Annotated in this window: 10 protein-coding genes and 2 pseudogenes; 9 read left to right on the top strand and 3 right to left on the bottom strand. The window is 74.9% G+C overall.

Annotated features, from left to right (window positions below):
- Nucleotides 1-587 (top strand): annotated as a pseudogene (locus GCU69_RS32735) (hypothetical protein); the annotation flags it as partial.
- Nucleotides 569-1,408 (top strand): annotated as a pseudogene (locus tag GCU69_RS19900) (hypothetical protein); the annotation flags it as partial. The pseudogenes GCU69_RS32735 and GCU69_RS19900, both read left to right, overlap by 19 nt.
- A 291-nt stretch (nucleotides 1,409-1,699) precedes the next feature.
- On the opposite strand, the gene GCU69_RS19895 reads toward GCU69_RS19900, so the two are convergent.
- Nucleotides 1,700-2,995 (bottom strand): DUF1015 domain-containing protein, encoded by a 1,296-nt coding sequence (locus tag GCU69_RS19895; RefSeq protein WP_156206776.1) that lies wholly within the window; start codon nucleotides 2,993-2,995, stop codon nucleotides 1,700-1,702.
- Between the two features lie 71 nt (nucleotides 2,996-3,066).
- Here GCU69_RS19895 and GCU69_RS19890 point away from each other — a divergent pair, with 71 nt between their 5' ends.
- Entirely contained in the window at nucleotides 3,067-4,146 is a 1,080-nt protein-coding gene (locus GCU69_RS19890) for an HAD hydrolase-like protein (RefSeq protein WP_098751207.1), read from the top strand.
- A gap of 575 nt (nucleotides 4,147-4,721) precedes the next feature.
- Here GCU69_RS19890 and GCU69_RS19885 read toward each other — a convergent pair.
- Nucleotides 4,722-5,747 carry an ABC transporter substrate-binding protein gene (locus GCU69_RS19885; protein ID WP_156206775.1) on the bottom strand — a complete coding sequence of 342 codons (1,026 nt, stop codon included), beginning with the start codon at nucleotides 5,745-5,747 and terminating at the stop codon, nucleotides 4,722-4,724.
- Nucleotides 5,748-5,927: 180 nt separating this feature from the next.
- Here GCU69_RS19885 and GCU69_RS19880 point away from each other — a divergent pair, with 180 nt between their 5' ends.
- The 3 genes from GCU69_RS19880 to GCU69_RS19870 all read left to right on the top strand — a co-directional run bounded on the left by GCU69_RS19880 (nucleotide 5,928) and on the right by GCU69_RS19870 (nucleotide 9,210).
- Nucleotides 5,928-6,941, top strand: coding sequence for a FecCD family ABC transporter permease (locus GCU69_RS19880; protein ID WP_235978586.1), 1,014 nt, complete (start codon nucleotides 5,928-5,930; stop codon nucleotides 6,939-6,941).
- Entirely contained in the window at nucleotides 6,938-7,963 is a 1,026-nt protein-coding gene (locus GCU69_RS19875; protein WP_156206773.1) for a FecCD family ABC transporter permease, read from the top strand. Before GCU69_RS19880 ends, GCU69_RS19875 begins: the two co-directional genes overlap by 4 nt.
- Before the next feature lie 389 nt (nucleotides 7,964-8,352).
- On the top strand, nucleotides 8,353-9,210 hold the full coding sequence (locus GCU69_RS19870) for an ABC transporter ATP-binding protein (protein WP_156206772.1): 858 nt from the start codon (nucleotides 8,353-8,355) through the stop codon (nucleotides 9,208-9,210).
- Nucleotides 9,211-9,469: 259 nt separating this feature from the next.
- On the opposite strand, the gene GCU69_RS19865 is transcribed toward GCU69_RS19870, so the two are convergent.
- Nucleotides 9,470-9,820, bottom strand: coding sequence for a sterol-binding protein (locus tag GCU69_RS19865; RefSeq protein WP_098751203.1), 351 nt, complete (start codon nucleotides 9,818-9,820; stop codon nucleotides 9,470-9,472).
- 66 nt (nucleotides 9,821-9,886) lie between these two features.
- On the opposite strand from GCU69_RS19865, the gene GCU69_RS34785 reads away from it, so the two are divergent.
- The 3 genes from GCU69_RS34785 to GCU69_RS19850 are packed head-to-tail and all read left to right on the top strand — an operon-like array spanning nucleotide 9,887 to nucleotide 12,271.
- Nucleotides 9,887-10,546: a hypothetical protein gene (locus GCU69_RS34785; protein WP_408055824.1), complete on the top strand. Its 660-nt coding sequence runs from the start codon at nucleotides 9,887-9,889 to the stop codon at nucleotides 10,544-10,546.
- A 13-nt stretch (nucleotides 10,547-10,559) separates the two neighbouring features.
- The gene (locus tag GCU69_RS19855) at nucleotides 10,560-11,366 is read left to right on the top strand and encodes a TlyA family RNA methyltransferase (protein WP_156206779.1); all 807 of its coding nucleotides are present in this window, start codon (nucleotides 10,560-10,562) and stop codon (nucleotides 11,364-11,366) included.
- Nucleotides 11,363-12,271 carry an NAD kinase gene (locus GCU69_RS19850; protein ID WP_098751201.1) on the top strand — a complete coding sequence of 303 codons (909 nt, stop codon included), beginning with the start codon at nucleotides 11,363-11,365 and terminating at the stop codon, nucleotides 12,269-12,271. Before GCU69_RS19855 ends, GCU69_RS19850 begins: the two co-directional genes overlap by 4 nt.
- Nucleotides 12,272-12,328 lie beyond the last annotated feature (57 nt).

Below are 12,328 nucleotides of genomic sequence, written 5' to 3'. Positions count from 1 at the left end.
TGAGGATCGGGATCGGCGTGATGAGCGTCCGCGGGGTCCGCGTCGGGAGGATGACCGGGATCGTGGCGGTTTCCGCGGTCGGGACGACCGGCGGGACGATCGGCGTGACGATCGTGGTGGTTTCCGGGGTCAGGGTGATCGGGATCGGCGTGATGACCGGGATCGACGGGACGAGCGTCCGCGTCGGGAGGACGACCGGGATCGTGGCGGTTTCCGCGGCCGGGACGACCGGCGGGATGACCGCGGTGGCTACCGGGGCCGGGACGACCGCCGGGACGACCGCGGCGGGTATCGGGGCCGGGACGACCGGCGGGACGACCGCGGTGGTGGCTTCCGGAACCGGGACGACCGGGGTGGTCAGCGTGGTGGGCGGCCCTACGGACAGGGTGGCCGTGGCCGGGACGACCGTGGCCGGGACGACCGCGGGGGCGGTTACGGGCGGCGGGACGGCCGACCGGGTGGCGGCTACGGTCGCCCGGGCGACCGTGATCGCGGCGACCGCGAGCGGGAGCCGATCAAGCGGCTGCCCATCCCTGACGAGGTCACCGGCGCAGAGATCGACAAGGACGTGCGGCAGGAGCTGCTGAGCCTGCCGAAGACCCTTGCCGAGGACGTCGCGCGCAACCTCGTCATGGTGGCGAAGCTGCTCGACGACGACCCCGAGCAGGCCTACGCGTACTCCCGCATCGCCCTGCGGCTCGCCTCCCGGGTGCCGGCCGTGCGCGAGGCCGCGGGCTTCGCCGCGTACGGAACGGGCAAGTACGCCGAGGCGCTTGCCGAGTTCCGGGCCGCGCGCCGGATGACGGGCTCCGCGGAGCTGTGGCCGGTGATGGCCGACTGCGAGCGCGGCATGGGTCGGCCGGAGCGGGCACTCGCGATGGCCGGTGAGCCCGAGGTGCAGAAGCTGGACAAGGCCGGGCAGGTGGAGATGCGTCTGGTTGCCGCCGGCGCCCGGCGCGACATGGGGCAGACCGATGCAGCCGTGGTGACGCTGCAGAGCCCGGAGTTGGCGTCGCACTCCGTGCAGCCGTGGACCGCGCGGTTGCGCTACGCGTACGCGGACGCTCTCCTCGCCGTCGGGCGCGAGGACGAGGCCCGGGAGTGGTTCGCCAAGGCGCTGGAGGCGGACCAGGGCGGGACCACGGACGCCTCGGACCGGCTCGCGGAGCTGGACGGGGTGGAGTTCCTGGACGCTTTCGACCCCGAGGCCGAGGCGGAGGAGCAGCAGCCGGCCGCCGCCGAGGACTCGGACGCGGGTACGGACCTGGGCGCAAGCGCGGACTCGGGTTCGGGCTCCGAGCCGGACTCGGACTCGGGCTCCGACTCCGACTCGGACCCGGGTTCGGACTCCGACTCGGACACGGGCATGGGCACCGACGCAGGCGCGGACGCGGATTCGGGCTCCGAGGGGAGCGTGGCCGCGGGATCCGGCGCAGCCGCGGGATCCGGCGCGGCCGCGGGTTCGGGCGTCGTCGCCGAGCCGGAGGCCGACGGCGACAAGAGCGGTCCGGCGGACGAGAAGGCGGACGGCGAGACGGACGGCGACAAGAGCGGGCCGGCGGACGGCGAGACGGACGGCGACAAGAGCGGGCCGGCCGGCAACGGCTGATCCCGGACCAGCAACCAACAACCAGCAACCGGCAAGCCGGTGCGGTTGTGCTGCGGACCCCGGTGCCCCGGTGCGGGCGCCGGGGTTCCGTCAGTTCTGGTCGAGGTCGCGCAGCACGAGGCCGGTCGCCGGTTTCGGTCCGAAGGACGTGGACTTGCGGGGCATGGTCACGCCCTGCTCGGCGAGTCCGCGCACGGTGTCCTCGTGCACCGGGCGCATCAGCACGGCCGTGCCCCCGTGCCGCTCGGCCTGCTCGACGGCCGCCTCGGTGTCGTGGATGTAGCGGATGTCCTCCGGCCCGTCGGGGATCCGCCACACGTGTTCCAGCAGTACGGAGTGCAGCACGGTGGCGTCCAGGGTCCGCCAGGCCTCCGGCCGGCCGGCCGGCACCGTACGGGCCAGGAGTTCCGGGTCCGGCCGGTCGAGCAGGTGGAAGCCTCCGTCACCGGCGAGGAGGAAGGCGTTGTCCGGTCCGCCCGGAGCCGCGGCGGCCGAGGAGGTGTGCAGGACGTCGAGGGCGCGTGGCAGCGGCCCGTCGATCCGGCGCACGCGGAAGGCGTCCTTGAGCGCCCCGAGCGCGTCCGGGACCGGCAGCCGTTCCAGCAGCCGGTGGATGGCGCGGACCCGCAGCGGATAGCGGGCGGTGTCGACGAGGAGGACCAGGCCGTGGTCCCACGGGCCGGGAGACGGCCGCTCGTCGCGCAGCCGCAGATACGTCGCCCAGCGGTGGTGGCCGTCGGCGATGAGCGCCCGGCGGCGGGCGAGGTCGGTGCCGGCCTCCGCCAGCTCGGCGGGGTCCGTGACCGCCCACAGCCGGTGGCAGAAGCCGTCCTCGGTGGTCGTCGAGAGCAACGGGGCCCGCCGGATGGCGCGTTCGATGACGGCGACCGCGCCGGACACGGTGCCGTCGCCGCGATAGGAGAGCAGCAGCGGCTCCAGGTTGGCGGCTGTTTCCCGCATCAGGTCCGCGCGGTCGGCGACGACGTCGGGCATGACGTCCTCGTGCGGCAGTACGACGCCCTCCTCGGGCCGGGACAGGCGCAGCGCGCCGATCAGCCCGCGTTGCAGGGTGTCGCCGGCCCGCTGTTCGTAGACGTAGAGCGCGGGTTCCGGGTCGGTGCGGAGCACGCCCTCGGCCTGCCAGCGGTGCAGGGTGTCCGCGGCCTGCCGGTGGCGGGCGGCGGGGGAGGCGGCCTGGGGGAGGATGAGCCGCACGATGTTGTGCGGGTCGGCCGTCTCCAGGTGGCGCAGGCCGTCGGGCCGGACCACGACGTCGTACGGTGGCGAGGTCACCGCGGCGAGGCTGCCGATCCGCTCCGGTGCGTAGCGGAGTCCTCGGAAGGGGGACAGCCGCAAGCCGTCATTTCTGGGGCCTGTCGTGGTCATTGGTGCATGTTATGCGCCGTCTCACAGTGCGGGATGATCGGGGGAGAGGCCCCCGGGAGGAACGGAAGAGCATGGCTGAGCAGGGCACGGACCGGATTCGCACACGACCGGCCGGGAGCGGACGGCCGCTGCATGAGACGTATGACACAGCCTTGCTCGATCTCGACGGGGTGGTGTATGCGGGCGGCGAGGCGGTCGGGCACGCGGTCGCGTCGCTGGAGGCGGCCCGGAACGCCGGTGTGCGGCTGGCCTATGTCACCAACAACGCCTCGCGGACGCCGCAGGAGGTCGCCGCTCATCTGACCCGGCTCGGGGTGCCGGCCGGGCCGGCGGACGTGATCACGTCCGCGCAGGCGGTGGCGCGGCTGATCGCTGAGCGGTTGCCGGCCGGGGCCCGGGTGCTGACGGTCGGCGGCGAGGGGCTGCGGGTCGCGCTGCGCGAGCGGGGGCTGGTGCCGGTGGACTCGCTCGACGACGCCCCGGCGGCCGTCGTGCAGGGTTACGATGCCGGGCTCGGCTGGGAGCAGCTCGCCGAGGCCTCGTACGGGGTGGCCCGCGGGCTGCCCTGGTTCGCGTCGAACACGGATCTGACCATTCCGACCGGCCGGGGCAGGGCTCCGGGGAACGGCGCGCTGGTGGAGGTGGTGCGGATCGCCGCGGGCGGCAGTCCGGAGGTCGCCGGGAAGCCGTTGCCTCCGATGCACCGCGAAACGATTCTGCGGACCGGGGCGCGGCGGCCGCTGGTCGTCGGCGACCGGCTGGACACGGACATCGAGGGCGCGTACGCGGGGGAGGTCGACTCGCTGCTGGTGCTGACCGGTGTGACCGACGCGGCCGATCTGCTGGCGGCCGGGCCGCGGCACCGGCCGACGTACGTGGCGGCCGATCTGCGCGGGCTGCTCGCGGCCCAGCCGGATGTCTCACCGGTGACCGGCGGCGACGGAGCGGGCGGCGGGGGAGCCGCGGAAGCGTTCGAGTGCGGCGGCTGGACCGCGCGCGCCGGGCGGGACGAGTTGCTGCTGGACGGTGAGGGCGCGGAGCCGCTGGACGGGCTGCGTGCGCTGTGCGCGGCGGCCTGGTCGGCGGCGGGCGGCGGAACGGCCGGTGAACTGGACGCGCGGAAGGCGCTGATGCGGCTCGGGCTGGACTGATCCGGGCCGCCGCTCCGGCTCCGGCTCGGGCTCCGGGCCCGACGCGCCGCGCCAGGCCGTGCCGGGCTCCGGCATGTCTGCCGTGCCGTGCCGTGCCCTGCCATGCCGGGGCGCGGTCGGACACTCCCCCGTGTGTGTCCGGCCGCGCGGCGTCCCCTCCCGCAGGTCCGTTTGGCTGGTCCGTCGCGGCTGGTTCGGTGCGGCGGGGCCCGGCACGGCCCTGGTCGGGGGCGGCCCCGGCCAAGGGCGGCCCCGGACAACGGCACCCCGGTCGGGGGCGGCCCCGGTCGAGCCGTGCCGGGAGGGTTCCGGCCGGGCGCCGCCCCGGTCCGGTACGCGGCCCCGCTGGGCCCCATCACCCGACCCGGGCACGCCCGGGTCGGCGCGGCCCGTTGGAGCGTTCCCCCCGGCGGGCCGCACCGGGGCCGGGAGCATCCCGCCGGGCAGGCCGCCGGGGCCGGGACGGCCCGCCGTACCTCCCGTACCTCCCGTACCTCCCGTACCTCCCGTACCTCCCGTACCTCCCGTACTTCCCGTACCTCCCGTGCCGTGCCGTACGGGAGACGCGGTCCGTGTCAGACGATCTTCTTGGCGTCCTCGATCGCCTTCGCGAGCTGCTCGATGAGCGGGGCGCAGCCCGCGTAGGAGTAGCGCGGCTCGCTGGACCAGCCGACGACCTGTCCGGCCTCGACGGCGGGGAGCTTGGCCCAGGTGGGCTTCTTGGCGAGGGCCTTGGGCTGGAGAGCCGAGGAGCGGTTGTCCAGGAAGAGGATGTCCGCCTTGTACTTGTCGGCGTTCTCCCAGCTGAGGCTCTCGAAGAAGCCGCCCTCGTCCGGGTTGTCCGGCTCGACGAGGTCGACGCCGAGTTCCTTGAAGTAGGTGAGGTCGGCGCTGCCGCTCGGGGTGGAGGCGTAGAACAGGTCGGGGCTGCCGGAGCAGGCCAGGACCTTGATGCCGCCGGCGGCCTTCGCCGCCCGGCGCAGCCGCGCGGACGCCTCCTCGAAGCGCTTCTTGTCCGCGGTGGCCTTCTCCGACTTCAGGTCCGCGCCGAGGGATTCGGCCAGCTGGGCGTAGCGCCGGATCGGGGTGGTGAGGCTGACACCGACCGTGCTGATGCCGATGCTGGGCGCGAGGGCGGTGATCTTCTTCTTGCTCTCCTCCGGGACGTACCAGAGGGTGTTCTTCTCGAACATGTTGCTGATGAGCAGTTCGGGCTGGAGGCCGGCGTACTTCTCGACGTTGAACTCGCCCCAGGCGTTGCCGAGTACGGTCACCTTGTCGATGTCGACCTCGCCGGCCTGCACGTCCGGCTTGCCGTCGGCGGCCTTCGTGGGGCCGAAGACGCCGGTGCACTCGATGCCGTAGTCCTTCAGCGCCGCCGCGGAGCCGATGAAGGCCACGATCTTCTCCGGGACGCCGTCCGCCTTGACCGTCGTACCCCGGTCGTCCTTGAACGACCAGGAGCCGGAGCCGCCGCCGGACGCGTCCGAGCCGTCCGACTTGCCGCCGCCGCAGGCGGTGAGCAGGGTCCCGGCGCCGAGGGCGGCGGCGCCTGCGAGGATGGAACGGCGGGACGGGGGCGCGGTGCGGGCTCTGTTCATGGTGGTGCCTGGCCTTTTCGAAGGTCTGAACGAGGGTTGAAGTGAGGGTAGGTTAACCTAACTCCCGGTGGGAGGTCCTGTGGCCTCCGCCGCCTCCCCTGCCCCTTCCGTGAGTTCCCGTTGGAGTCCCGTGTGACCGTGGCCAGCCCGGCGACCGCCGGGACCGGAACGGACGCCTCCGTGCCGCGACCCCGCGGCCGGGGCACGGCCGCCCGGGCGGCCGGACTGGCCGCCGCGTGTGCCGCGCTGGTGGCCGTGGCCGCCCTGAGCATCGCCGTGGGCGCCAAGCAGGTCCCTCTCGACCAGGTGTGGCACGGGCTGTTCCACTACTCCGGTACGGACACCGACGTCGTCGTCCGGGATCTGCGGCTGCCCCGCACCCTGCTGGGCCTGCTCGCCGGCGCGGCGCTCGGTCTCGCCGGTGCCGTGATGCAGGCGCTGACCCGCAACCCGCTGGCCGACCCCGGCATTCTGGGCGTGAACGCCGGTGCCTCGGCGGCCGTCGTGTCGGCGATCAGCTTCCTCGGCGTGACCTCGGTCACCGACTACGTCTGGTTCGCGTTCGCCGGCGCCGCCGCCGTCTCCGCTGCCGTCTATGTCCTCGGCGGCAGCCGCGGCGGCGCGACCCCCGTGCGGCTCGCGCTCGCCGGGACCGCCGCGACCTTCGCGCTCTACGGCTACGTCCAGGCCGTACAGCTGCTCGACACCGCGTCGCTCGACAAGATGCGCTTCTGGACGGTGGGTTCGCTCGCCCCGGCCACCATGCCCGTGGTCTCCCAGATCTGGCCGTTCCTCGTCACCGGCGCGGTCCTCGCGCTCGCCCTGGCCCGGCCGCTCAACGCCGTCGCCCTCGGCGACGACCACGCCCGGGCGCTGGGCACCAACCTCAACCGCACCCGGGCGCTGGCCATGGCCGCGGTCACGCTGCTGTGCGGCGCCGCGACCGCCGCCTGCGGGCCGATCGTCTTCGTCGGCCTGATGGTGCCGCACCTGGTCCGCTCGCTGACCGGCCCGGACCTGCGCTGGATGCTGCCCTACGCGGCCGTGCTCGCGCCCGTGCTGTTCCTCGGCGCCGACGTCCTGGGCCGGGTCGTCGCCCGGCCCGGTGAACTCCAGGTCGGCGTGGTCACCGCGCTGATCGGCGGTCCCGTCTTCATCCAGCTCGTACGCCGACGGAGGATGGCCCAGCTGTGAACGTCCTGCGCATCCGCGGCCTGTCCCTCCGCACCTCGCCGCGCGCCCTGTTCGCCGGCGCCCTGACACTGCTCGCGGCGCTCGCCCTCGGGGTCGCGCTCATCGCCACCGGCGACTTCCCGATGGCGCCCGCCGAGGTGCTGAACACCCTGGCCGGTTACGGCACCCCCGCGCAGGAGTTCATCGTCAACGAGCTCCGGCTGCCACGGGTGCTGGTCGCCCTCTTCACCGGCGTGGCGCTGGGCATCTCCGGAGCCGTCTTCCAGAGCGTCTCCCGCAACCCGCTCGGCAGCCCCGACATCCTCGGCCTCGGCAACGGCGCGGCGGCCGGGGCGCTGACCGTCATCGTCGTGTTCGACGGCAGCGCGGCCGCCGTCTCGGCCGGGGCGATCGCCGGCGGCCTCCTCACCGGCTTCGGCGTCTACGCCCTGGCCTGGCGGCGCGGTGTGCACGGCTACCGGCTGGTCCTGGTCGGCATCGGCGCGGCCGCCATGCTGTACGCGGTCATCGGCTATCTGCTGACCAAGGCAGACCTGGTGGACGCGGCCCGCGCGCTGATCTGGCTCACCGGGTCCCTGGAGGGCCGGGACTGGGAGCAGTTCTGGCCGCTGCTGGCCGTCTGCGCCGTGCTCGCGCCGCTGGCGCTCGGCCAGGGGCGGGCGCTGCGGATGCTGGAGATGGGCGACGACGCGGCGTACGCGATGGGGGTGCCGGTCGAGCGGACACGGCTGGTCGCCCTCTCCGCCGCCGTGCTGCTCAGCGCCGTCGCCGCCTCCGCCGTCGGCCCGGTCGCCTTCGTCGCCCTCGCCGCGCCCCAGCTCGCCCGCCGGCTCACCCGGACCACGGGGCCGAACCTGCTGCCCGCCGCCTGCATGGGAGCTGCCCTGATGACGGGCGCCGACTGGGCCTCGCAGCAGGTCTTCGGGGCCGGGCGGGTGCCGGTGGGGGTGCTGACGGCGGTCCTCGGCGGCGGCTATCTGCTGTGGCTGCTGGTGGCCGAGCGCAAGGCGGGACGGCTGTGACCGGCCGGGCGGCCCGCCCGCCGCGCGCCCCGGGCGGTCCGGCCCCGGGCGGACCCGCTCCGGGAGGGCCCGCCACCGACGGCCCGGTCACGGGCGGTCCGGCCCCGGCCAGTCGCGTCACGGACAGCCCGGTCACGGGCAGTTCCGCCGGGGACGGTCCGGACACCGGAGGCCCCGCCCCGGACAGCCCCGCCATGGACCGTTCCGCCGCCGACAGTCCGGTCACGGACCGTTCCGCCGCGACCGGCCCCGCCGCCGACAGTCCGGTCACGGACCGTTCCGCTGCCGGGAGCCCGGTCACGGACCGTTCCGCCGCGACCGGCCCCGCCGCCGCGGACACTCCCCGCCCGCAGCCCGCCGGCACCGCAACGACCGCCAGGAGAGACCCCGTGCCGCACGCCCCGACGAGCCGCCTCGCCGCCGAAGCCGTCACCCTCGCCTACGACCAGCGGGTCATCGCGGAGAACCTCACGGTCTCCGTGCCGGACAACTCCTTCACGGTCGTCGTCGGCCCCAACGCCTGCGGCAAGTCCACCCTGCTGCGCGCCCTCTCCCGGATGCTGCGGCCGGCGGCCGGGGCGGTGCTGCTCGACGGCCGCTCCATCAGCTCCCGGCCCGCGAAGCAGGTCGCCCGCACGCTGGGACTGCTCCCGCAGAGTTCGGTGGCGCCCGACGGCATCACCGTCGCCGATCTCGTGGGCCGCGGCCGCTACCCCCACCAGGGGCTGCTGCGCCAGTGGTCGGAGACCGACGAGCGGGTCGTACGGGAGTCCATGGCCGCGACCGGTGTCGCCGAACTCGCCGACCGTTACGTGGACGAACTCTCGGGCGGCCAGCGGCAGCGGGTCTGGATCGCGATGGCCATCGCCCAGCAGACCCCGCTGCTGCTGCTCGACGAGCCCACGACCTATCTCGACATCCAGCACCAGATCGACGTCCTGGACCTCTGCGCCGGCCTGCACGAGGAACAGGGCCGCACCCTCGTCGCCGTACTGCACGACCTGAACCACGCCGCGCGCTACGCCACGCACCTCATCGCGATGCGGGACGGCGCGGTCGTCGCCGAGGGACCGCCCGGGGAGATCGTCACGGCAGAGCTGGTGGAGCAGGTGTTCGGGATGCCCTGCCAGGTGATCGACGACCCGGAGACGGGCACCCCGCTGGTCGTCCCGGCGGCGCGGAAGCGCCGGGCGGCCGGGGCGAAGGCCGCGGCGGTGCCGGACCCGGCGGTCTCCGCGTCGGGCTGACACCGGCAGCCGGTGTCGGCCGGTGCCGGGCACCCGCCTCCGCCGCTGCGGGCGGGCCGCAGCGGACGAGCAGCGGCGGAACGGGCCGCCGCGAACGGGCCGCCGCCGGACGGGCAGCCGCGGGGGCATCGGCGGAACGGGCAGCCGCCGGACGGGCCACGGCGGGACGGGCAGTGGCGGGACGGGCAACGGCGGAGGCGGGCAGTGGTGGATGCGGGCCGCTGCGGGACGGCAGCCGAGCGGGGCGCGGGGGCGCGGGCTACAGCAGGGAGCGCAGCCGCAGCAGATCGCGGAAACCGGCTTCCAGGCGGACCCGGCCGCTCCCCCAGGCCTTGGCGAAGTGCAGCTCGCCGTCGACCATGGCCACCAGGTCGTCCCCGGTCATCGCGAGCCGGATCTGGGCGCGCTCGGCGGGCGGGCCGGGAGCGGCCGTCACGTCCTCGATCCGGCCGTCCGTGAGCCGCCCGGTGAACGTGACGTCGAGGTCGGTGACATGGCAGCTCAGCGAGCGGTCCACGGCGGTGGCCCGGCGCACCTCGCCGTTCGCCCCGGCAAGGTTCCGCGCCAGCCTGCCGAGCGCCGCGCGGCAGTCGTCGAGGGTCGTGGTCATCGTGATCGACGGTACCGCAGGGCGCGGTGGGCCCGCCGACGCCGCGGGCCCGGTAGCGTCGGGGACATGAACGAGCCGACCGCAGCGTCCCCGCAGCAGGGGAGCCCGCCCGGGGGCCCGTACGGGGCCACGTCGGGGCGTCCGTACGAGGCCGGGCGGGGAAGTCCGCACGGGGCCACCCCCGGACGTCCGTACGGGACCGAGCCGGGGCGTCCGTACGGGACCGAGCCGGAGCGTCCCTACGAGGCCCGGCCGGAGCGTCCGTACGGGGCCCCGGCCGGGGAGGACACCCGGGAGCACGGCACCCCGGACGACACGGCGCCCTCCGGTACCGCCGACGCCGCTCCTGCCGACGCGGCCCCCGTCGAAGCCGCTCCCGCCGACGCGGCTGCCGGCAGCACCGCCGAGGCGGGGCGCGACGAGCCCGCCGGGCCCGCTCCGCTCGGCGTCGACCGCACCCCCACCGGCAACGCGGAGGTCGACGCGCGGCTGGCCAGACTGGCCGACGCCGACCACCTCCCCGCCGACGGCCATCTCGAGGTGTACGAGGATGTGCACCGGGGCCTGCGCGACACGCTCACCGCGCTCGACCAGCACCCGGGCCCGCCGGGCGGTCACCCGGGCCCTCAGGGCACCCGCCCGGGCCCTCCGAAAGTCCGCACGGGCCCTCCGGAAGTCCGCACGGGCCTCACGGCCCGCTCAACCCCGTACGAGCACAGGAGCTGAACCACCCGTGGCAGTGTCACGACGCCGACTCGACGCGGAGCTGGTGCGCCGCAAGCTGGCCCGGTCGCGCGAACACGCGAGCCAGCTGATCGCCGCGGGCCGGGTGACCGTCGGCGGGACGACGGCCCGCAAGGCCGCCACCCAGGTGGAGACCGCCGCCGCCGTGGTCGTGACGGAGGACGACGACGACCCCGACTACGTCTCCCGCGGCGGCCACAAACTCGCCGGCGCCCTCGCCGCCTTCACCCCGCACGGGCTGGCCGTCGAGGGCCGGCGGGCGCTCGACGCGGGCGCCTCCACCGGCGGCTTCACCGATGTGCTCCTGCGCGCCGGTGCGGCGCACGTCGTCGCCGTCGACGTCGGATACGGGCAGCTGGCCTGGTCGCTGCAGAGCGATGAACGGGTCACCGTCCGGGACCGTACGAATGTCCGTGAACTTGATACGGACCTCATCGGCGGCGAGCCGGTCGACCTCGTCGTCGGCGACCTGTCGTTCATCCCGCTGGGCCTCGTGCTGCCCGCCCTGGTGCGCTGCACCGCGCCCGGCGCGGACCTCGTGCTCATGGTGAAGCCGCAGTTCGAGGTGGGCCGGGAACGGCTCGGCAGCGGAGGCGTCGTCCGCAGCCCGGAACTGCGCGCCGAAGCGGTACGGGGCGTCGCCCGGCAGGCGGCGGAACACGGACTCGGGGTGCTGGGCGTGACCGCCAGCCCGCTGCCGGGCCCGTCGGGGAACGTCGAGTACTTTCTGTGGCTGCGCGCCGGGGCGCCCCCACTCGACCCGGCAGATGTGGACCGTGCAGTGGCGGAGGGCCCGCGTTGACGAAGACGACAGCACGCACCGTTTTCCTGCTCGCGCACACCGGCCGGCCGGCCGCCGTGCGCAGCGCCGAACTCGTCGTCCAGGGACTGCTGCGCAGCGGCATCGGCGTACGCGTCCTCACCGAGGAGGCCGTCGACCTGCCACTGCCGCCCGCCGTCGAACTCGTGGACGCCGGCAGCGGCCAGGACGTCCTCGACGGCAGCGAGCTGCTCATCGTCCTCGGCGGCGACGGCACGCTGCTGCGCGGCGCCGAGTTCGCCCGTGCCTCCGGGGTGCCGATGCTCGGTGTCAACCTGGGCCGGGTCGGGTTCCTCGCCGAGGCCGAGCGCGACGACCTGGACAAGGTGGTCGACCGGGTCGTCACCCGTTCCTACGAGGTGGAGGAACGGATGACGCTCGACGTGGAGGTGCACACCGACGGGGAGATCGTGCACACCGACTGGGCGCTCAACGAGGCGTCCGTCGAGAAGGCGGCCCGTGAGCGGATGCTGGAGGTCGTCACCGAGGTCGACGGCCGTCCCGTCTCCCGCTTCGGTGGCGACGGCGTCGTCTGCGCCACGCCCACCGGCTCCACCGCGTACGCCTTCTCGGCCGGCGGGCCCGTCGTCTGGCCGGAGGTCGAGGCGCTGCTGATGGTGCCGATCAGCGCGCACGCGCTGTTCGCGAAGCCGCTGGTGACCACGCCGGACTCGGTGCTGGCCGTGGAGGTTCAGCCGCAGACGCCGAACGGAGTGCTGTGGTGCGACGGGCGGCGCACCGTCGAACTGCCCGCGGGCGCCCGGGTCGAGGTCAGGCGGGGTGCCGTGCCGGTGCGGCTGGCTCGGCTGCACCACGCGTCGTTCACGGACCGGCTCGTCGCGAAGTTCGCGCTGCCGGTGGCGGGCTGGCGCGGGGCGCCGAACTAGGGAATGCGGGATACGGGGATCGCCGGGATCTCGGGGATGCCGTACGGATCCCCGAGA

Source organism: Streptomyces lycii (assembly GCF_009735685.1).
Classification (GTDB): Bacteria; Actinomycetota; Actinomycetes; order Streptomycetales; family Streptomycetaceae; genus Streptomyces; species Streptomyces lycii.
The sequence above is the reverse complement of the archived record's forward strand: the minus strand, read 5'-3'. Positions and strand labels throughout refer to the sequence as shown.

Excerpts from the sequence above, each read along its gene's own strand:
- GCU69_RS34785 (WP_408055824.1), top strand. The coding sequence starts at position 9,887 with ATGAACGAGCCGACCGCAGCGTCCCCGCAGCAGGGGAGCCCGCCCGGG.
- GCU69_RS19865 (WP_098751203.1), bottom strand. The coding sequence starts at position 9,820 with ATGACCACGACCCTCGACGACTGCCGCGCGGCGCTCGGCAGGCTGGCG.
- GCU69_RS19885 (WP_156206775.1), bottom strand. The coding sequence starts at position 5,747 with ATGAACAGAGCCCGCACCGCGCCCCCGTCCCGCCGTTCCATCCTCGCA.
- GCU69_RS19895 (WP_156206776.1), bottom strand. The coding sequence starts at position 2,995 with ATGACCACGACAGGCCCCAGAAATGACGGCTTGCGGCTGTCCCCCTTC.
- GCU69_RS19890 (WP_098751207.1), top strand. The coding sequence starts at position 3,067 with ATGGCTGAGCAGGGCACGGACCGGATTCGCACACGACCGGCCGGGAGC.